The organism is Pseudomonas sp. H1_A03 (assembly GCF_054685145.1).
Window position 1 is genome coordinate 503,026 of the sequence record NZ_CP162829.1, and the last position, 18,379, is coordinate 521,404.

Genomic DNA, 18,379 nt, shown 5'->3' on the forward strand with positions numbered 1-18,379 from the left:
AAATTACTCTTCACGGGCCGTAACCTCGGTGCTTGAAGGGGGGCCGCCATATTCGGGCTTGAGCCTGCCGTCGTCGGCCAACAGCCAGGCGTCCATGATCTGGCGCACCACCGGGGCCGCGACGCCGGAGCCGGATTCGCCGTTTTCGACCATCACCGCCACCACGATTTTCGGATCGTCCGCCGGCGCGAAGCCGACAAACAAGGCGTGGTCACGGTGGCGCTCCTGAACCTTGGAGCGGTCATATTTCTCGCCTTGCTTGATCGCCACCACCTGCGCGGTACCGCTCTTGCCGGCAATGCGGTATTGCGCGCCAATGGCCGCTTTGCGCGCAGTACCGCGGGCGCCGTGCATCACTTGCTGCATGCCGTGATTGACCTTGGTCCAGTCCGACGGGTCACGCAGCACAATGTCGGGGATCGGGTTGTCATCCACCGGCTTTTCGCCTTCGATGGTCCGGGCTAGGTGCGGACGGTTCCAGATGCCTTTGTTGGCCACCAGCGCCGTGGCCTGCGCCAGCTGCAGCGGCGTGGCCTGCATGTAGCCCTGGCCGATGCCGAGGATCAACGTCTCGCCCGGGAACCACGCCTGGCGGCGGGTTGCGCGCTTCCACTCGCGCGACGGCATCAAGCCCGGGGACTCTTCGAACATGTCCAGGGAGACTTTCTGACCGAGGCCGAACTTGCCCATATAGGTGGATAGGCGATCAATCCCCAGCTTGTGGGCCAGGTCGTAAAAATAGGTGTCGTTGGAGCGCATGATCGCGGTGTCCAAGTCGACATAGCCGTCACCGGTGCGGTTCCAGTTACGGTATTTGTGATCGTAGTTGGGCAGCATGTAGTAGCCAGGGTCATAGACTCGGCTGGAGGCCGTGACCACGCCCGCGTCCAGACCCGCAATCGCCACCGCCGGCTTGATTGTCGAACCCGGCGGGTACAGGCCGCGCAATACGCGGTTGAACAGCGGCCGGTCAATGGAATCGCGCAACTCGGCGTAAGCCTTGAAGCTGATGCCCGTCACAAACAAGTTGGGGTCGAAGCTTGGCTGGCTGACCATCGCCAGCACTTCACCGGTTTTCGGGTCCAGCGCGACTACCGCGCCACGGCGACCGCCCAGGGCCATCTCGGCGGCTTCCTGCAACTTGATGTCCAGGCTCAGGACGATGTCCTTGCCCGGCACCGGGTCGGTGCGCTTGAGTACCCGCAGCACACGGCCGCGAGCGTTGGTCTCGACTTCTTCGTAACCCACCTGGCCGTGCAGTTCTGGCTCGTAGAAACGCTCGATGCCTGTCTTGCCGATATGGTGGGTGCCGCTGTAATTGACCGGGTCGAGGCTTTTCAGCTCTTTCTCGTTGATTCGCCCCATGTAGCCGACAGAGTGCGCAAAATGCGGCCCCTGCGGGTAGTGCCGCACTAACTGCGCCACCACTTCCACACCCGGCAGACGGAACTGGTTCACCGCGATCCGGGCGATCTGCTCTTCGGTCAGCTCAAACAGGATCGGCACCGGCTCGAATGGCCGGCGCCCCTGCTTCATGCGCTTTTCGAAGATCACGCGGTCTTCCGGGGTCAACTGCAGCACCTCGACGATCACATCGAGGATCTGCTGCCAATCACCGGAACGTTCGCGGGTCATGCTCAGGCTGAAGCTGGGCCGGTTATCCGCGACCACCACGCCATTGCGGTCGAAAATCAGCCCACGGGTCGGCGGAATCGGCTGCACATGCACCCGGTTGTTTTCCGACAGCGTGGAGTGATAGTCGTACTGGATCACCTGCAGGAAATACAGGCGCGCAATCAGCACCCCGATCAGCCCCACCACCATAAAAGCGCCGAACACGACCCGAGCGCGTACGAGACGTGCGTCTTTCTCGTGGTCCTTGATGCGGATCGGCTGGGTCATCGAAAGAGGCGCAGATTATTTGTGATAAGGGTGCCCGGACAGAACTGTCCAGGCGCGATACAGCTGTTCACCGATCAGGATTCTTACCAACGGGTGCGGCAGCGTCAGCGCTGACAACGACCAACGCTGGTCCGCACGCGCACAGACTTCCGGCGCCAGCCCTTCGGGGCCGCCCACCATGAAGTTGACCGTACGCGAATCCAGGCGCCAGCGATCCAGTTCCACCGCCAATTGCTCGGTGCTCCAGGGTTTGCCGTGCACTTCGAGGGTGACGATGCGCTCGTTGGGGCCGACCTTGGCCAACATGGCTTCGCCTTCCTGACGGATAAAGCGCGCCACGTCGGCATTCTTGCCCCGGGTATTCAGCGGTATTTCCACCAGTTCAAGCGACAGCTCAGCGGGCAGACGCTTGGCATACTCGTGCCAGCCTTCTTCCACCCACTTGGGCATGCGTGAACCGACAGCGATCAGACGCAGGCGCACAGCCGTTCCTTATTCCTGGTCTTTGTTCAGCTTGTCGAAGTGCGCGTGGCCCACTTCCGGGCTGTGGTGCTTGCCATCGGCGGCACGGCTCTGCTCGGCGCCTTTCCACAGACGTTCCAGGTCGTAGAACTGGCGAGCGTTGGAGGTCATCATGTGTACGATCACGTCGTCCATGTCCAACAGCACCCAGTCGCTGTCGCCCTTGCCTTCTTCACCCAGCGGCTTGACGCCTTGGGCTTTGACGGCTTCGCGAACCTTGTCCAGCATCGCGCCGATCTGGCGGTTGGAGGTACCGGTGGCGATGATCATGTAGTCGGTGATGCTCTGCTTGTCGCGCACGTCCAGCACTTGGATGTCCTGGGCCTTAACGTCTTCCAGGGCCGCTACGGCGACTTTTACCAGCTCTTCGCCAGCCAGCTCAGGGCCAACGTGGGCTTCTACTGGCAGCGGGGCGCTTTTGAAGGTGCCTTTGCGCTTAACTTTGCTTACGTCTTTGTTCGTCATATAAAACTCGTTTTGCTCGTATGTACGGGCGCTCGCTGTACGACTGTGCGTACGTTCAAGCGCGCCTTTTCAGTTCGACGCACGGTAAAGCCCGTGCGCATCGATGTAGGCCAGGACCGCGTCAGGCACCAGGAAACGTACCGACTTCCCGCTGGCCAGCAGTTGACGGATCTGGGTGGCGGACACCGCAAGCGGGGTCTGCCAGACGAATGCAATATTCCCGTTCGGCCCGGTCAGGGCCAAGGGGTCACTTACCGACCGCGCGGCCAGCAGGTTGCGCAAGGCATCCGGCGGTTCGCTGTCGGCATCCGGGCGTTGCAAAACCAGGATGTGGCAATGCTGGAGGAGTTCCTCCCAGCGATGCCAAGAGGGCAGGCCGCAAAAAGCGTCCCAGCCCAAAAGCAGAAACAACTGGTCATCTGCGGCCAACTCGGCGCGCATCAGCTCCAGGGTGTCAACAGTGTAGGACGGTTTATCGCGCTTCAGCTCATGGTCGTCCACCACCAGCGGCGAGATACCTTCCACGGCCAGGCGCACCATTTCCAGGCGCTGCTGGGGTGACACCTGCGGCGTATCGCGATGCGGCGGCCGGGCGTTGGGCATCACCCGCAGCTCGTCCAGCGCGAGGGCATCCGCGACTTCCAGGGCGCTGCGCAAATGGCCGATGTGCACGGGGTCGAAGGTACCGCCGAGCAGCCCGATGCGTTTAGCCATCAAGTGCGCACATGACCGTCGCCGAACACCACGTACTTCTCGCTGGTCAGGCCTTCCAGCCCAACCGGGCCACGGGCATGCAGCTTATCAGTGGAAATACCGATCTCCGCCCCCAGGCCATACTCGAAGCCGTCGGCAAAACGCGTCGAGGCGTTGATCATTACCGAGGCGGAATCCACTTCGTTGAGGAAACGCCGGGCATCGCTGAAATGCTCGGAAACAATGGCGTCGGTGTGCTTGGAGCCGTAGGTGTTGATGTGCTCGATGGCCTCATCCAGGTCATCAACGATCTTGATCGACAGGATCGGCGCCGTGTATTCGGTGTACCAATCCAGCTCGGTCGCTTCGATCACGTCCGCGCCCAACAGCGCACGGGTACGCACACAACCACGCAGTTCCACGCCCTTGTCGCGGTAGATGGCAGCCAGCGGCGGCAGCACGCGCTCGGCAATGCCGACGTGCACCAGCAGGGTTTCCATGGTGTTGCACGGGGCGTAGCGGTGAGTCTTGGCGTTGTCGGCGATGCGGATCGCCTTGTCGATGTCGGCGGCGATGTCGATGTACACGTGGCACACGCCGTCCAGGTGCTTGATGACTGGCACCTTGGCATCGCGGCTGACGCGCTCGATCAGGCTTTTGCCACCACGTGGCACGATCACGTCGACAAATTCCGGCATGGTGATCAGCGCGCCCACGGCGGCACGGTCGGTGGTTTCCACCACTTGCACCACTTCGGCAGGCAACTCGGCCACGGCCAAGCCCTGCTGAATGCACGCTGCAATGGCACGGTTGGAATTGATCGCCTCGGAACCGCCACGCAGGATGGTGGCGTTGCCGGACTTGAGGCACAGGCTCGCGGCGTCGATGGTCACGTTCGGACGCGACTCATAAATGATGCCGATCACGCCCAGCGGCACGCGCATCTTGCCGACCTGGATGCCGGACGGCAGGTAACGCATGTCGCGGATTTCGCCGATGGGGTCAGGCAGCTTGGCCACCTGACGCAAACCTTCGATCATGTCGTCGATACGTGCCGGGGTCAGCGCCAGGCGGTCCAGCAGGGCTGGCTCCAGGCCATTGGCGCGGCCGTTGGCCAGGTCCAGTTCGTTGGCAGTGGCGAGCTCGGAGCGCGAAGCATCCAGAGCGTCGGCGGCAGCCAACAGGGCACGGTTCTTCTGCGCAGTGCTCGCACGGGCGATCAACCGCGAGGCCTGACGGGCAGCGCGACCCAGGCGGGTCATGTAGTCAAGAACGGACTCAGTCATGGTCAGGGAGTCTTGGCAGGGAGGAAAGCGGCAGATTATAGCTGTGACGCCGCCCGACTGACAGCGGTGAGGGGCGGATGGTCGAAATGAACTGTAAAAATCTGGGGTTCAGCGGTAATTAAGGTGGGAGTTGTTATGATTCCGTCACATTTAGCCGTATTTACCCTGACTGCCATGCCCAGCTCATCACCCCTACTCCCCGCCAGCCCCCTGCCCGACAGCTTCTTCGACCGCGATGCGCAAATTCTTGCGCAAGCATTGCTCGGAAAAGTCATCCGCCATCGTGTCGGCGAAACCTGGCTTTCGGCACGAATTATTGAAACCGAAGCCTATTACGTGGCCGAAAAAGGCAGTCACGCTTCATTGGGCTACACAGAAAAGCGTAAGGCATTGTTTCTGGATGGTGGTCATATCTACATGTACTACGCCCGTGGTGGCGATTCCCTGAACTTCAGCGCTCATGGACCGGGCAATGCCGTGTTGATCAAATCGGCGTATCCGTGGGTCGACGCGTTGTCCGGCCCTGAAAGCCTGGCGCAGATGCTGTTGAACAACCCGAATGCCGACGGCAGCCCGCGCGCCGCTCAAAAGCTGTGCGCTGGCCAGACCTTACTGTGTAAAGCCTTGGGGCTGAAAGTGCCGATGTGGGATGCCAAGCGCTTCGATCAGGAGTTGCTCTACGTCGAGGATGTGGGCCAGGCGCCGACTCAGATCATCCAAACCACCCGCCTGGGCATTCCCAGCGGCCGTGATGAACACTTGATGTACCGCTTTGTGGATGCCGGCTATGCGCCTTATTGCACACGGAACCCGCTGCGCCGGGGCCAGGTCGAAGGTCGCGATTATTTTTTGATTGATTGAACACAAAAACCGGCAGCACAGCAGATCCCATGTGGGAGCTGGCTTGCCTGCGATCGCGGCGGATCAGGCAACTGAAATGTTTGCCTAAACACCGTCATCGCAGGCAAGCCTGCTCCCACAGTTTGATCTCTAGTGTTTGGGGTTATGGATTACATAGATGGAGTGGATTGTATGGGCCAATGGCTCGATAGCATTACCGGCTGGTTGACCCTCAACCCCGAATGGCTGGCGGTGGCGGTGTTTATCGTCGCCTGCGTGGAGTGTCTGGCCATCGCCGGGCTGATCGTGCCTGGCACGGTATTGTTGTTTGCTATTGCCGCACTCGCCGGCAGCGGCGCGCTGTCCCTGAGTGAAACCTTGCTGCTGGGTTTCCTGGGCGGTCTGCTCGGTGACGGGGTTTCCTACTTTCTGGGTCGACATTTCCACCAGAACATCCGGCGCTTGCCCGGCTTGCGTCACCACCCTGAATGGATGAACGGCGCTGAAACCTACTTCCACAAGTACGGCATTGCCAGCCTGCTGGTCGGACGCTTCATCGGCCCATTGCGCCCTATGCTGCCGATGGTGGCGGGCATGTGCGACATGCCATTTCCGCGCTTTGCGGTGGTGAGCATCGTGGCGGCAGCGGGCTGGTCGGTGGCCTATCTGCTGCCGGGATGGGCGACCGGCGCCGCCTTCCGCTTGCCTCTGCCCGAGGGGTTCTGGCCTGAGGCCGCAGTGGTCGCAGGATGCCTGGCCGTACTGATCGGGCTGAGCTTGAACAGCAGCTTGCGCGGCCATCGTCGCGCTACCTTGTGGATTGGTTGCGCCAGCCTGGTGCTGTTGATCGCGCTGTTTATCGGCTACCACTCTCTGGACAACTTCGACCATGGCCTGACCGCCCTGGTGCAGGAGCATCGCAGCCCTTGGCTGGATGAAGTGATGGTGCGCATCACCCAACTGGGTGAATTCAAGAAGATGTTTTTCGCCAGCGCCGTGTTCACCGGCCTGCTGCTATTGGCACGCCAATGGCGCCATGCGGTGTTTGTCGGCGTAACGCTGGCCGGAGCGGCGGTGATCAACACCGGGACCAAGCTGTTTTTCGCTCGCGGACGGCCAGAAATCCTGACAGACCCTTTGACCAGCTTCAGCATGCCCAGCGGCCATGCGTCCGGCGCGTTCGCGTTTTTCCTGGCCCTGGCGATCCTGGCCGGTCGCGGGCAACCCACACGGCTGCGCCTGACCTGGATGCTGCTGGGCTGTATTCCGGCTGCATTTATCGCGCTGTCGCGGGTCTACCTCGGCGCCCATTGGCCCACGGACATCCTGGCCGGCACACTGCTGGCGATGACGGTGTGTGCGTTCAGCCTGGGCATCAGCGAGTACCGAAGCCCGCTGCCCGCCATGTCACAAAAAACCTGGTGGCTGCTGTTGCCGGCGCTGATTGCGGTGCTGAGTTTCATCGCACTCACCGGCACGCCGCATGCTCTGCTGCGCTACGCCTATTAAGTGAACAGCTCACCCTGCAACTCATCGAGCAGCATCTGGATCGCATCCAGGCGCTGCTGCGGGTCGTCGAGTTGCAGCAGGTCGATCTTGTCGGCGTCGGTGAAGGGCAGCAGATACGCCAACTGATTGCCCAAGGCTTGCTGCCCCTCGGCGTGCGCATCCATGTCCAGCGAAGCAACCAAGGGGTGCTCGGCCAACGCCTGCAGCAGCGCCAGCAGGTCGGCGTCCTCTTCTTCCAGCGGTTGGTCTGGCAGTTCTTCGAGCCATTGCACGTCGGCCACCAGCAATTGGTCCCTCTGCACGCCCGCATCCCGTACGCGGAACCTGCGGCCGCCTTCAACTCGAATCCCCAGCAGGCCGTTGTCCTGCTGCTTGAAGTCGCGAATCAGCGCTTCACAGCCGATCAGCGCGTAGCCGTCCGGCGCCATGCCCACTTCCCTGCCGTCGAGGATGCACACCACGCCGAAGCTTTCGCCCTTTTTCATGCAGCGGCTGATCATGTCCAAGTAGCGCGCCTCGAACAGTTGCAGGTCGAGGGTGCAGCCAGGGAACAGCACGGTATTGAGCGGGAACAGCGCCAGACTCATAAAAGGTTTCCTTAAACCCGATTTAAACGATCACCGACACAGCCAGCGGCAGGAACACCGCCGTGGCTACGCCCATCAGACTCATGGCCAGCGCCGCAAAGGCGCCGCACTCTTCGCTTTCCTGCAGGGCCACCGAAGTGCCGACGGCGTGGGCAGTCATGCCCAGGGCCATGCCACGCGCTTCGGGGCTGTACACGCCCAAGCGTGAAAGCAGTGACGGGCCGACCATCGCCCCCACCACCCCGGTGATCAGCACAAACACCGCCGCCAACGCCGCCACGCCGCCGATCTGCTCGGCCACCAGCATGGCAATCGGCGAGGTCACCGACTTGGGCGCCATGGTCATCAACATCATGTGCTCGGCGCCAAACCACCAGCCCAGCAGCACACACAGGCCGGTGGCCAACACCCCGCCTACCACCAGCGTAGTAAAAATCGGCCAGAACAATTGGCGAATCCGTCGCAGGTTCAAATACAGCGGCACGGCCAGCGCCACCGTCGCCGGGCCGAGCAGGATGCCCATGATCTCGGTGCTCTTGCGGTATTCGGCGTAGCTCAGGCCACAGGAGAGCAACACGCCGATCACCAACAGCATGGAGACCAGCACCGGTTGCAGGAAGACCCAGCGGGTTTTCTCGAACCCTGCCAACACCAGTTGATAGGCACCGAGGGTGATGCCAATGCCGAACAAGGGGTGATGAATCACCGCCGTCCACGCGCCCTGCCAGTCGAAGGTCATTGGTCCTTCTCCTTGCGCTTGACCATCTGCTGCATCAGCACGCCGACAAACGCCATGGCGGTCACCAGCGACAATACCAGCGCGCCGACAATCGCCCAGAAATCAGCGGCAATGTCCTTGGCATACACCATTACCCCCACCGCCGGCGGCACCAGCAGTAACGGCAGGTAACGCAACAGGCTGCTGGCCGCCAGGCTCAGGGGCTCGCCGACTTCGCCGCGCCACACCAGGTAACCCAGCATCAGCAACAGGCCGATGATCGGCCCCGGCAGTACCGGCAGCAGCAAATGATTGAGTGCCGTGCCGATCAATTGAAACAGCACCAGCCATGTCAGACCGCGTAACAGCATCCGTTTTCTCCCCCCTCAAAACGTATCGGCATTATAAGCATGCCCGCCGTATGCTCAGGCATTCGCCAAAAGCATGGTGGGTTGACCCGACCTGTTGCCCATGATGATCTACATTGAAGTTCGCCTACTGATAAAAACCGATGAACCAAGGAGAGACGCAATGCCCTATGTACCCGTAGCGCAGCTCAACGATTATGTCGGCAAGGAACTGGGACGTTCCGAATGGCTCACCATCGACCAGGCGCGCATCAACCTGTTCGCAGAGGCCACTGGCGATCATCAGTTCATCCACGTCGACCCGGTCAAGGCCGCGCAAACACCGTTCGGCAGCACCATCGCCCACGGTTTCCTGTCGTTGTCGCTGATGCCCAAGCTGATGGAAGACATCCTGATCATGCCTGAAGGCCTGAAGATGGCAGTCAACTATGGCCTGGACAGCGTGCGCTTTATCCAGCCGGTGAAGGTTAATTCCAAGGTGCGCCTGAACGTGACCCTGACCGACGTCACCGAGAAAAAGCCTGGCCAATGGCTGTTCAAGGCCACGGCCACCCTGGAAATCGAAGGCCAGGAAAAACCCGCCTACATTGCCGAGTCGCTGTCACTCTGCTTCGTGTAAGCCTTGCCTGTGGTGGGGGGTAAAACCTCACCACAGTGTATGTAAATTTATGTATGAAACTCGCGGCTGCGGCATACTCGGCGTTCAATTACCCGGATCCCGCTATGCGCCCACTCGCTCCCCTTGCCCTTGCCCTGTTGCTCACCGCTTGCGGAGACGGCGAATCGCTGTTGCCGCCCGATGCGCGCCTGCCCGACGGCGGCCGCTATCGGGGCGATGTGGTCAATGGTTTGCTGCAAGGCCAGGGCCGTGTGGACTACCCCAATGGCAGCTGGTACGCCGGCCAGTTCGACAAAGGTCAATGGCACGGCCAGGGCGAATGGCATGGCAGCAATGGCGAAGTCTATAAAGGTCAGTTCAAACAGGGTCTGTTCGACGGCCAGGGCAGCCTGACCACGGCGGGCAGCCACTATGTGGGCGGTTTCAAAAACGGGCGACGCAACGGCGAAGGCACCCTCAAAGAGGGGCAGATGACCTATCGCGGTGAATTCAAGGACGACCAGTATTCCGGCCTCGGTCGCCTGGAACTGGCCGACGGCAGCCAGTACCAGGGCCAGTTTGCCCACGGCAAGCCGAATGGCGAAGGCCAGCGCAACGATGACAGTGGCAACCAGTTCAGCGGCCATTTCGTCGATGGCCAACTGGAAGGCAACGGCACGTTCAACAGCGCCGACGGCGACATCTATGTCGGCCAGTTCAAACAGAACCAGCTCAACGGCAAGGGCCGCTATGAGAACGCCGACGGCGACGTGTGGATCGGCCAGTTCAAGGAAGGTGCGCTCAGCGGCAAGGGCGAATTGATTGGCGTCGATGGCAGCCACTATGTGGGTCAGTTCAGCGACTGGCGCTTTACCGGTGAAGGGCGCCTGAACCTCACCGACGGCAGCTTCTATATCGGCGGCTTCGACAGCGACAGCTATCAAGGCAAAGGCACCCTCGTCCTCACCGATGGCACCGTACAGGCCGGCACGTGGGTCAATGGCATGCGCGTGCGTGATGCCGACGGCAAATTATTGCCCGACCCACTGGAAATCGGTGTGCTGGCCCAGGGCCGCCTGCTGGATACCGCCCTCGCCGAAGTGCCCGCCTCCACGCCCGCCGTGGAGCTGTACACCCTGGCTGTGGCCGGTGACGGCAAACAGAGCGTGTTCCTGCGCGAGGCCGATTACGTCAGCAACCTGCTCGCAACGCGTTTCGGCGCGCGTGGGCAGATTCGCCTGGTCAATCACCGCGACCACATCGCCGACCGCCCACTGGCCACCCGCGAAAGCCTGCGTCGCGCCGTGCAAACCCTGGCCGAACGCACCGGGCCGGAAGACTTGGTGTTTATCTACATGACCAGCCACGGCACCCACGAACACGAACTGGTGCTGGACCAACCGCGCATGGAGCTGGCGGACCTGCCTGCCGATGAACTGGCCGCCGTGATGGCGCCGTTGAAGAACCGCGACAAGATCGTGGTGATTTCCGCCTGCTACTCCGGCGGCTTCATCCCGGCACTGAAAGATGAGCGCACGCTGATCATGACCGCCTCGCGGGCCGACCGTGTGTCCTTCGGTTGTTCCGAGGAAGCCGACTTCACCTACTTCGGCGACGCCCTCTTCGCCCAAGCCTTCAACCAGACCGACGACCTGCAGCAAGCCTTCAAGCTGGCGCAACTGCATGTGGCCGAGCGCGAGCAGGCGGACAGCTTCGAAGCCTCCGAACCGCAGATCTGGGCTCCCAAGGGCGTCATCGCCCATTGGCAATTATTACGTAAGCAGCAGGCACGAAAGGCGCTCGAAAGCGTCTCAATGAATAGCAAGGAAGCCAAAGGCAACTAAGCTGTAACGTGTAACAAGGGGGAAACACCATGTACCTGACTCCGCAGCATATCTTGCTCGCTGGCGCCTCTGGCCTCACCGGCGAACACCTGCTCGACCGCCTGCTCAACGAACCCACCGTGACCCGCGTGCTGGCACCCACCCGCAAGCCACTGGCCGAACACCCGCACCTGGAAAACCCGGTGGGCGACCCGGCGGTGTTCCTGCCGCAACTGAGCGGCCAGGTGGATATCGCCTTCTGCTGCCTGGGCACCACCATCAAACAAGCGGGCTCCGAAGCCGCCTTCCGCGCGGTCGACCTGGACATGGTCGTGGCTTTCGCCAAACGCGCGCGGGAACTGGGCGCGCGGCACCTGATCGTGATCAGCGCGATTGGCGCCGACCCGACGTCCTCGATCTTCTACAACCGCGTCAAAGGTGAAATGGAAGAGGTGCTGAAGGCCCAGGATTGGCCACAACTGACCATCGTGCGCCCTTCGCTGTTACTCGGGGAAAGGCTGGAGCCGCGCTTGGCCGAACAACTGGCCGGACCGTTGTCGCGATTGATTCCGGGCAAATACCGCGGCATTGAAGTGTGCGAACTGGCCCGCGCCATGTGGCGCCTGGCGCTGGAAGAGCAGGATGGGGTGCGAGTGGTGGAGTCGGATGAGTTGCGCAAGCTGGGCAAGTAGTTCTGTGGTGAACACAAGGGCCTCATCGCGGCATAGGTATCTACACATCTTGAGGGAGCCCTCTGCGTAGCAGCTGTCGAGCCCCGGCGAGGCTGCGTTTGCGGGCTGTCTGACACACCGCTGACGCAGCCTCGCCAGGGCTCGACAGCTGCTACGCAATTTCACTTTGAAGATGTGTAGATACTTATGCTCATCGCGGGCAAGCCCGCTCCCACATTTGATCGGGTTCACACAGTTCTAAATGTGGGAGCTGGCTTGCCTGCGATGAGGCCAGCACAAGCAATACACCTCTATAGGCCGCCTGTGGCATTGAAGCCAACGCCCAACACCGTCAACACCGACAGCGGCAACAACAGCGTATCGAGCAACGCACTCGCCGGCAGATCCACACCGGGGTAGCTCGGCGCCTCGGCACCAAACCTATCCTTGGCGCAGCAACCCCCATTCATCGCATACAAATCCAGACGCGTACCGGCATACACCACCGGCGCGCCTGGCTTTGCCGCATCCAGCGTGCGGGCAGTGGCGCAGCCCGTCAGATGCAACGCCAGTACGATCAGCAGCGCCTTATTCATCACTGCTCAAATGATGCTCACCCCAACGCGGCAGCATGTCCTGAGGGATATTCAGCAGGTTGAGAATGCGCGCCACCACAAAATCCACCAAGTCATCGATGGTCTGCGGCTGGTGATAAAAACCGGGCGAGGCCGGCAAAATCGTCACGCCCATGTTCGACAACTTGAGCATGTGCTCCAGGTGAATGCTCGAATACGGCGCTTCACGGGGCACTAGGATCAACTGCCTGCGCTCCTTCAACGTCACGTCTGCCGCGCGTTCAATCAAGTTGTTGCAGGCACCCGTGGCAATCGCAGACAAGGTGCCCGTAGAACACGGCACCACCACCATGGCCGCCGGCGCACCGGAGCCGGAGGCCACGGGCGACATCCAGTCCTCTTTACCGTAAACCTTGATCTGCCCCGCCGCCGCACCGGTGTACTCGGTGAGGAAGGCCTGCATCATCTGCACCTTGGGTGGCAGCGCCACGTCGGTCTCGGTGGCCATCACCAACTGCGCGGCCTTGGAGATCAGGAAGTGCACCTCACGGTCTTCGCGCACCAGGCAATCCAGCAGGCGCAAACCATAGGGCGCGCCGGACGCACCGGTCATCGCCAGGGTGACGCGTTCCGGCCCGCTCATTTCAGCGCCTCGGCCAGCTTACCGTGCAGGCCACCGAAGCCGCCGTTGCTCATGACCACCACATGCGTGCCGGGTTTGGCCTGTTGCTTGACGTGCTCAATGATGCCTTCGATGGAATCACACACGGTGGAGGGCACCGTGCACAGCGCGGCAATCGCCGGCAGGTCCCAGCCGAGATTGGCCGGCGCGTACCAGACGGCCTCGTCGGCATCGTTGACGCTTTCCGGCAGGCCATCGCGGTGCGCGCCGAGCTTCATGGAATTGGAACGCGGTTCGATAATCGCAATGATCGGCGCATCACCGACACGCTTGCGCAGGCCGTCCAACGTAGTAGCAATGGCCGTTGGGTGGTGGGCAAAGTCGTCGTAGATGGTAATGCCATTCACGTCGGCGACTTTTTCCATACGGCGCTTCACGCTTTTGAAAGCACTCAACGCGGCAATGCCCATGGAAGGCACCACGCCCACATGCCGCGCGGCAGCCAGGGTAACCAAGGCGTTGGCGACGTTGTGCTGGCCGGTCATGTCCCAATCGACAATGCCCTGGGCTTCGCCGTCGAACAGCACTTCAAATCGGGAACCGTCTTCGCTGAGCAGCTTGACCTGCCATTGCCCGCCCACGCCAGTGGTTTGCACCGGGGTCCAGCAGCCCATGTCGATCACGCGCTGCAACGCAGGTTCCGTGGTCGGGTGGATCACCAGGCCTTCGCTCGGAATGGTGCGCACCAAATGGTGGAACTGACGCTCGATGGCTAGCAGATCGGGGAAGATGTCGGCGTGATCGAACTCCAGGTTGTTCAGGATCGCCGTGCGCGGGCGGTAGTGAACGAACTTGGAGCGCTTGTCGAAGAAGGCGCTGTCGTATTCATCCGCCTCGATCACGAAGAACGGCGTATCGCCCAGGCGCGCCGACACCGAGAAGTTCTGCGGCACGCCGCCGATCAGGAACCCCGGGCTCATGCCCGCATGCTCCAGCACCCAGGCCAGCATGCTGCTGGTGGTGGTTTTGCCGTGGGTGCCGGCAACCGCGAGCACCCAACGGCCTTGCAGCACATGGTCCGCCAGCCATTGCGGGCCAGACACATAGGGCAAACCTTTATTGAGTACGTATTCGACCGCCGGGTTGCCACGGGACATGGCGTTACCGATCACCACCAGGTCCGGGACCGGGTCGAATTGCGACGGGTCGTAGCCTTGGGTCAGCTCGATGCCCTGGGCCTCGAGTTGCGTGCTCATGGGCGGGTAAACGTTGGCATCGGAGCCTGTCACGTGATGGCCCAGCTCTTTGGCCAGTACTGCCATCGAGCCCATGAACGTGCCGCAAATACCGAGAATATGAATGTGCATAGTCGACCTCGTAAAACATCGAGGCAGGTTAGCGCAGGGGGGCGAAAATCGCACCTTTTAGCTGAGGGCGTGGCGCGCGATGCCGTGCCGGCGCAGCTTTCTATACAGCGTGTTGCGGCTCACACCCAACTGCTCCGCTGTGTGCGTCATGTGCCAGCGCTGTTGCTGCAACGCCGTAAGCAGTGCGAGGCGTTCGGCGTCTTCCAGTGGCGATTCCACAAGCTTGGCCTGCGCGGCTGCCACGGGACGGCCCTGGCGAATCTGCGCGGGCAAGTCCTCAAGGCCGACACGCCCCTCGTCGCACAACGCCACCAACGTGCGCAATACCGTGCGCAGTTGGCGCACGTTTCCTGGCCAGGCGAATGCCAGCAGCGCCCCACGCGCCGCCGGGTCGAGCGATACGGCCTCACCGTTGGCTTCCTGCGCCAGCAGAAAATCGAGCAACTGGGATGTGTCACTGCGCTCGCGCAAAGGCGGCAACCCAACTTCCAGACCATTGAGCCGGTAGTACAAGTCCTCGCGGAAACTACCTTCCTGCACACGTTCCAGGAGATTGCGGTGGGTCGCGCTGATGATTCTGACGTTCACCGCCAAGGGCTCACCGCCGAGCGGCACCACCAGCCGATCCTCCAGCACCCTTAATAGCCGGGTTTGCAACGCCAGGGGCATATCGCCGATTTCATCCAGGAACAACGTGCCGCCGTCGGCTTGCTGCAGCTTGCCTTGCATGCCCTCTTTGCGCGCGCCGGTAAAGCTGCCACCGCGATAGCCGAACAGCTCGCTTTCAATCAGGCTTTCCGGAATCGCCGCACAGTTGAGCGCAACAAACGCTTTGTCGGCACGCTGGCTGGCCAGGTGCACAGCCTTGGCGAAGGCCTCTTTGCCGGAGCCGGTTTCGCCATTGATCAGCAACGGCACATCGCGCTCAAACACGCGCAGCGCCTTGCTGAAATCCTGTTGCAGCGCCGGGTCGCCCAGGCAGATACCAGGCAGTTGCGGCCGCGCCACCACAACAGGTTTGGCAACGGGCGACGGCGCGCTGCGCGCCTGGCCGCGCAACGCCGCGAACAAATGCCGACCATCACGGGTACGCAACGGCCAACTGGCGGTGGCATTCGCGCTGGCGCGACCGAGCAACTGATCCAGGGAGCACTCGAAAAACGCCTCCACCGGCTGCCCGAGCAAATGGCCACGCAGTTGCCCCAACAGGTTCAGCGCACTCTGGTTGACCGCACAAATCCGCCCCTCGCCATCGAACGCCAGCAGGCCTTCGCTGAACAACCCGACCGACTCCGCCTGCAAGTGGAAGCGCAGCAGCCAGTGGTGTTCAAAGTGACGCAGGAAGTAGCAACTCTCGATCATCTTCGCCGACAGGTTTACCAGCGCCATGGTGTGGAACTGGCTCTGGCGCGACACCGCTTCCCGCGCCGAGGACACGTCCAACACGGCTAGCAGATCGCCATGTGGGTCGAACACCGGGCTGGCCGAACAGGTCAGGCCCGTGTGGCGCCCACGAAAATGCTCATCGCGGTGAATGGTCAGGGACTGGCGCTCCACCAGGCAGGTGCCGATGCCATTGGTGCCTTCGCAGGCTTCGCTCCAATCGGCGCCCAGCCACAGCCCGGCGCGCTCGAAAATCTTGCGCTCCGACGGCGCAGTGACGCAGTTGAGGATCACCCCGCGCGCGTCAGTCAGTAACACCGCATGCCCGGCACCGGAGAGTTGCTGGTGCAGGCTGTTCATCTCGCTGCCGGCGATGTGCAGCACCTGCTGCAGGCGTTCGCGGCTTTCCAGCAAGCGGCCGTGTTCGAGCACAGTGGGGGCAATGGTTTGCGCAGGGTCAAGGTGGTAGTCCTCCAGGCAACGCAGCCAGGAGCGAGCGATGGAAGGATCGCTGGACGGGTCGCGGCCATGCGCCACGGTCAAAACTTGTTGGGCATGGCGACTGAATTGATCGTTGTGCATTTCTTATTATTCTCCCTGCGTGAGAACGCCCAGCATCCCCCAGCCATCCAGGCATTGCAATCCCGGGCCGACCCACCGGTCACAGGCTGTACCGTTTGTGGCACAAACTGTCACATCACCTGTATCAACCCTGCTACAGCAACGCCTTGCAACAATGCCCAACCCTTTGATTTACCTGGCGTGCAAAGCGGTGGCCCGACCTTTGCTCTACGCTTTATTACGCGCTTGCTGCGCTGCACTCCGAATAAACATAAAAGCCAGGAGATACCCACCATGCGTTATGCACACCCCGGTACTGAAGGCGCCGTCGTTTCGTTCAAGGCCAAGTACGGCAACTACATCGGTGGCGAATTTGTTGCGCCGGTCGACGGCAACTATTTCACCAACACCTCGCCGGTCAACGGCAAGCCTATCGCCGAATTCCCGCGCTCCACTGCCAAAGACATCGACAAGGCGCTGGACGCTGCCCATGCCGCCGCCGACGCCTGGGGCAAGACCTCGGCCCAGGACCGCTCGCTGGTCCTGCTGAAAATCGCCGACCGCATCGAACAGAACCTCGAACTGCTGGCCATCACCGAAACCTGGGACAACGGCAAGGCCGTGCGTGAAACCCTCAACGCCGACATCCCGCTGGCCGCCGACCACTTCCGCTACTTCGCCGGCTGCATCCGCGCCCAGGAAGGCAGCAGCGCCGAGATCAACGAACACACCGCGTCCTATCACTTCCATGAGCCGCTGGGCGTGGTCGGTCAGATCATCCCGTGGAACTTCCCGCTGCTGATGGCCGCGTGGAAACTCGCCCCGGCCTTGGCCGCCGGCAACTGCGTGGTGCTCAAGCCTGCCGAGCAAACGCCGCTGGGCATCAACGTGCTGATGGAATTGATCGGCGACCTGCTGCCACCGGGCGTGCTGAACGTGGTGCACGGCTTCGGTAAAGAAGCCGGCGAAGCCCTGGCCACCAGCAAGCGCATTGCCAAGATTGCCTTCACTGGCTCTACGCCAGTGGGCTCGCACATCATGAAATGTGCTGCGGAAAACATCATTCCGTCGACTGTTGAGCTGGGCGGCAAGTCGCCGAACATCTTCTTTGCCGACATCATGAAAGCCGAGCCATCCTTTATTGAGAAGGCCGCTGAAGGTCTGGTGCTGGCGTTCTTCAACCAGGGCGAAGTGTGTACCTGCCCATCGCGCGCGCTGGTGGAAGAGTCGATCTACGACGACTTCATGAAAGTGGTCATGAAGAAAGTCGAGCAGATCAAACGCGGCGACCCGCTCGACACCGACACCATGGTCGGCGCCCAGGCGTCCGAGCAGCAATTCGACAAGATCCTGTCCTACCTGGAAATCGCCAAGGGCGAAGGCGCACAACTGCTGACTGGCGGTAAAGTCGAGAAGCTCGAAGGCGATATGGCTGGCGGTTATTACATCCAGCCGACCCTGCTCAAGGGCACCAACGAAATGCGCGTGTTCCAGGAAGAAATCTTCGGCCCAGTGGTGAGCATCACCACCTTCAAGGACGAAGCCGAAGCCCTGGCGATTGCCAACGACACCGAGTTCGGCCTGGGTGCCGGCGTGTGGACCCGCGACATCAACCGCGCCTACCGCATGGGCCGCGCGATCAAGGCGGGCCGCGTGTGGACCAACTGCTACCACCTGTATCCGGCGCATGCGGCTTTCGGCGGTTACAAGAAGTCCGGCGTGGGGCGTGAGACGCACAAGATGATGTTGGATCATTACCAGCAGACTAAAAACTTGCTGGTGAGTTACGACATTAATCCACTTGGCTTCTTCTAACTGACAACCCACTCCCACATTTGAAATGCAATCAAGTGTGGGAGCTGGCTTGCCTGCGATAACGGTGAGCCAGT

18 protein-coding genes are annotated in these 18,379 nt (G+C 61.5%); 6 read left to right on the forward strand and 12 right to left on the reverse strand.

All coding sequences use genetic code 11. From position 1 onward, the window contains the following. Positions 1–3: 3 nt before the first annotated feature. The 5 genes from mrdA to AB4O35_RS02330 all read right to left on the reverse strand — a co-directional run bounded on the left by mrdA (position 4) and on the right by AB4O35_RS02330 (position 4,868). Positions 4–1,902 (reverse strand): penicillin-binding protein 2, encoded by a 1,899-nt coding sequence (gene mrdA / locus AB4O35_RS02310; RefSeq protein ID WP_065873683.1) that lies wholly within the window; start codon positions 1,900–1,902, stop codon positions 4–6. 15 nt (positions 1,903–1,917) lie between these two features. Then, positions 1,918–2,385: a 23S rRNA (pseudouridine(1915)-N(3))-methyltransferase RlmH gene (rlmH, locus tag AB4O35_RS02315; protein WP_003176297.1), complete on the reverse strand. Its 468-nt coding sequence runs from the start codon at positions 2,383–2,385 to the stop codon at positions 1,918–1,920. A gap of 9 nt (positions 2,386–2,394) precedes the next feature. Beyond that, positions 2,395–2,889 (reverse strand): ribosome silencing factor, encoded by a 495-nt coding sequence (rsfS, locus tag AB4O35_RS02320; RefSeq protein ID WP_003237041.1) that lies wholly within the window; start codon positions 2,887–2,889, stop codon positions 2,395–2,397. Positions 2,890–2,958: 69 nt separating this feature from the next. Beyond that, entirely contained in the window at positions 2,959–3,603 is a 645-nt protein-coding gene (gene nadD / locus AB4O35_RS02325) for a nicotinate-nucleotide adenylyltransferase (RefSeq protein WP_049711370.1), read from the reverse strand. Continuing rightward, a complete protein-coding gene (locus AB4O35_RS02330; RefSeq protein WP_065880415.1) occupies positions 3,603–4,868 on the reverse strand; it encodes a glutamate-5-semialdehyde dehydrogenase in 1,266 nt (421 codons plus the stop codon). The genes nadD and AB4O35_RS02330 overlap by 1 nt, the downstream gene beginning before the upstream one ends. A 174-nt stretch (positions 4,869–5,042) precedes the next feature. Here AB4O35_RS02330 and AB4O35_RS02335 point away from each other — a divergent pair, with 174 nt between their 5' ends. Together AB4O35_RS02335 and AB4O35_RS02340 are read left to right on the forward strand one after the other, a co-directional pair. Then, positions 5,043–5,729 carry a DNA-3-methyladenine glycosylase gene (locus AB4O35_RS02335; RefSeq protein ID WP_065873735.1) on the forward strand — a complete coding sequence of 229 codons (687 nt, stop codon included), beginning with the start codon at positions 5,043–5,045 and terminating at the stop codon, positions 5,727–5,729. 171 nt (positions 5,730–5,900) lie between these two features. Then, positions 5,901–7,217, forward strand: a complete 1,317-nt coding sequence (locus AB4O35_RS02340; protein WP_460149503.1) for a bifunctional DedA family/phosphatase PAP2 family protein — start codon at positions 5,901–5,903, stop codon at positions 7,215–7,217. Here the strand turns inward: AB4O35_RS02340 and AB4O35_RS02345 are convergent. From AB4O35_RS02345 to AB4O35_RS02355, 3 genes are read right to left on the reverse strand one after another with little or no spacing between them, the layout of a single operon-like run. Then, on the reverse strand, positions 7,214–7,804 hold the full coding sequence (locus tag AB4O35_RS02345; RefSeq protein WP_065880416.1) for an LON peptidase substrate-binding domain-containing protein: 591 nt from the start codon (positions 7,802–7,804) through the stop codon (positions 7,214–7,216). The genes AB4O35_RS02340 and AB4O35_RS02345 overlap by 4 nt on opposite strands. Before the next feature lie 22 nt (positions 7,805–7,826). After that, positions 7,827–8,543, reverse strand: a complete 717-nt coding sequence (locus tag AB4O35_RS02350; RefSeq protein ID WP_065873687.1) for an LrgB family protein — start codon at positions 8,541–8,543, stop codon at positions 7,827–7,829. Then, entirely contained in the window at positions 8,540–8,893 is a 354-nt protein-coding gene (locus AB4O35_RS02355; protein ID WP_065873688.1) for a CidA/LrgA family protein, read from the reverse strand. Before AB4O35_RS02355 ends, AB4O35_RS02350 begins: the two co-directional genes overlap by 4 nt. Before the next feature lie 160 nt (positions 8,894–9,053). On the opposite strand from AB4O35_RS02355, the gene AB4O35_RS02360 reads away from it, so the two are divergent. The 3 genes from AB4O35_RS02360 to AB4O35_RS02370 all read left to right on the forward strand — a co-directional run bounded on the left by AB4O35_RS02360 (position 9,054) and on the right by AB4O35_RS02370 (position 12,003). Continuing rightward, positions 9,054–9,509: a MaoC family dehydratase gene (locus AB4O35_RS02360; RefSeq protein ID WP_049711364.1), complete on the forward strand. Its 456-nt coding sequence runs from the start codon at positions 9,054–9,056 to the stop codon at positions 9,507–9,509. A 104-nt stretch (positions 9,510–9,613) separates the two neighbouring features. Next, positions 9,614–11,332: a C13 family peptidase gene (locus AB4O35_RS02365; protein WP_065880417.1), complete on the forward strand. Its 1,719-nt coding sequence runs from the start codon at positions 9,614–9,616 to the stop codon at positions 11,330–11,332. A gap of 29 nt (positions 11,333–11,361) precedes the next feature. Further along, positions 11,362–12,003: an oxidoreductase gene (locus tag AB4O35_RS02370; RefSeq protein WP_065945957.1), complete on the forward strand. Its 642-nt coding sequence runs from the start codon at positions 11,362–11,364 to the stop codon at positions 12,001–12,003. 290 nt (positions 12,004–12,293) lie between these two features. On the opposite strand, the gene AB4O35_RS02375 is transcribed toward AB4O35_RS02370, so the two are convergent. From AB4O35_RS02375 to AB4O35_RS02390, 4 genes are read right to left on the reverse strand one after another with little or no spacing between them, the layout of a single operon-like run. Further along, on the reverse strand, positions 12,294–12,578 hold the full coding sequence (locus AB4O35_RS02375; RefSeq protein WP_065873690.1) for a YceK/YidQ family lipoprotein: 285 nt from the start codon (positions 12,576–12,578) through the stop codon (positions 12,294–12,296). After that, complete coding sequence (ubiX, locus tag AB4O35_RS02380) at positions 12,571–13,200, reverse strand: flavin prenyltransferase UbiX (protein WP_017735613.1); 630 nt, start codon at positions 13,198–13,200, stop codon at positions 12,571–12,573. The genes AB4O35_RS02375 and ubiX overlap by 8 nt, the downstream gene beginning before the upstream one ends. After that, positions 13,197–14,546, reverse strand: coding sequence for a UDP-N-acetylmuramate:L-alanyl-gamma-D-glutamyl-meso-diaminopimelate ligase (gene mpl / locus AB4O35_RS02385; protein WP_065873691.1), 1,350 nt, complete (start codon positions 14,544–14,546; stop codon positions 13,197–13,199). The genes ubiX and mpl overlap by 4 nt, the downstream gene beginning before the upstream one ends. 57 nt (positions 14,547–14,603) lie before the next feature. After that, a complete protein-coding gene (locus AB4O35_RS02390) occupies positions 14,604–16,511 on the reverse strand; it encodes a sigma-54-dependent Fis family transcriptional regulator (RefSeq protein ID WP_065880419.1) in 1,908 nt (635 codons plus the stop codon). A gap of 273 nt (positions 16,512–16,784) precedes the next feature. Here AB4O35_RS02390 and exaC point away from each other — a divergent pair, with 273 nt between their 5' ends. Further along, complete coding sequence (gene exaC, locus AB4O35_RS02395; RefSeq protein WP_065873693.1) at positions 16,785–18,305, forward strand: acetaldehyde dehydrogenase ExaC; 1,521 nt, start codon at positions 16,785–16,787, stop codon at positions 18,303–18,305. Positions 18,306–18,379: the final 74 nt, after the last annotated feature.

Excerpts from the sequence above, each read along its gene's own strand:
- mrdA (WP_065873683.1), bottom strand. The coding sequence starts at position 1,902 with ATGACCCAGCCGATCCGCATCAAGGACCACGAGAAAGACGCACGTCTC.
- rsfS (WP_003237041.1), bottom strand. The coding sequence starts at position 2,889 with ATGACGAACAAAGACGTAAGCAAAGTTAAGCGCAAAGGCACCTTCAAA.
- nadD (WP_049711370.1), bottom strand. The coding sequence starts at position 3,603 with ATGGCTAAACGCATCGGGCTGCTCGGCGGTACCTTCGACCCCGTGCAC.
- AB4O35_RS02330 (WP_065880415.1), bottom strand. The coding sequence starts at position 4,868 with ATGACTGAGTCCGTTCTTGACTACATGACCCGCCTGGGTCGCGCTGCC.
- AB4O35_RS02335 (WP_065873735.1), top strand. The coding sequence starts at position 5,043 with ATGCCCAGCTCATCACCCCTACTCCCCGCCAGCCCCCTGCCCGACAGC.
- AB4O35_RS02340 (WP_460149503.1), top strand. The coding sequence starts at position 5,901 with ATGGGCCAATGGCTCGATAGCATTACCGGCTGGTTGACCCTCAACCCC.
- AB4O35_RS02345 (WP_065880416.1), bottom strand. The coding sequence starts at position 7,804 with ATGAGTCTGGCGCTGTTCCCGCTCAATACCGTGCTGTTCCCTGGCTGC.
- AB4O35_RS02350 (WP_065873687.1), bottom strand. The coding sequence starts at position 8,543 with ATGACCTTCGACTGGCAGGGCGCGTGGACGGCGGTGATTCATCACCCC.
- AB4O35_RS02355 (WP_065873688.1), bottom strand. The coding sequence starts at position 8,893 with ATGCTGTTACGCGGTCTGACATGGCTGGTGCTGTTTCAATTGATCGGC.
- AB4O35_RS02360 (WP_049711364.1), top strand. The coding sequence starts at position 9,054 with ATGCCCTATGTACCCGTAGCGCAGCTCAACGATTATGTCGGCAAGGAA.
- AB4O35_RS02365 (WP_065880417.1), top strand. The coding sequence starts at position 9,614 with ATGCGCCCACTCGCTCCCCTTGCCCTTGCCCTGTTGCTCACCGCTTGC.
- AB4O35_RS02370 (WP_065945957.1), top strand. The coding sequence starts at position 11,362 with ATGTACCTGACTCCGCAGCATATCTTGCTCGCTGGCGCCTCTGGCCTC.
- AB4O35_RS02375 (WP_065873690.1), bottom strand. The coding sequence starts at position 12,578 with ATGAATAAGGCGCTGCTGATCGTACTGGCGTTGCATCTGACGGGCTGC.
- ubiX (WP_017735613.1), bottom strand. The coding sequence starts at position 13,200 with ATGAGCGGGCCGGAACGCGTCACCCTGGCGATGACCGGTGCGTCCGGC.
- mpl (WP_065873691.1), bottom strand. The coding sequence starts at position 14,546 with ATGCACATTCATATTCTCGGTATTTGCGGCACGTTCATGGGCTCGATG.
- AB4O35_RS02390 (WP_065880419.1), bottom strand. The coding sequence starts at position 16,511 with ATGCACAACGATCAATTCAGTCGCCATGCCCAACAAGTTTTGACCGTG.
- exaC (WP_065873693.1), top strand. The coding sequence starts at position 16,785 with ATGCGTTATGCACACCCCGGTACTGAAGGCGCCGTCGTTTCGTTCAAG.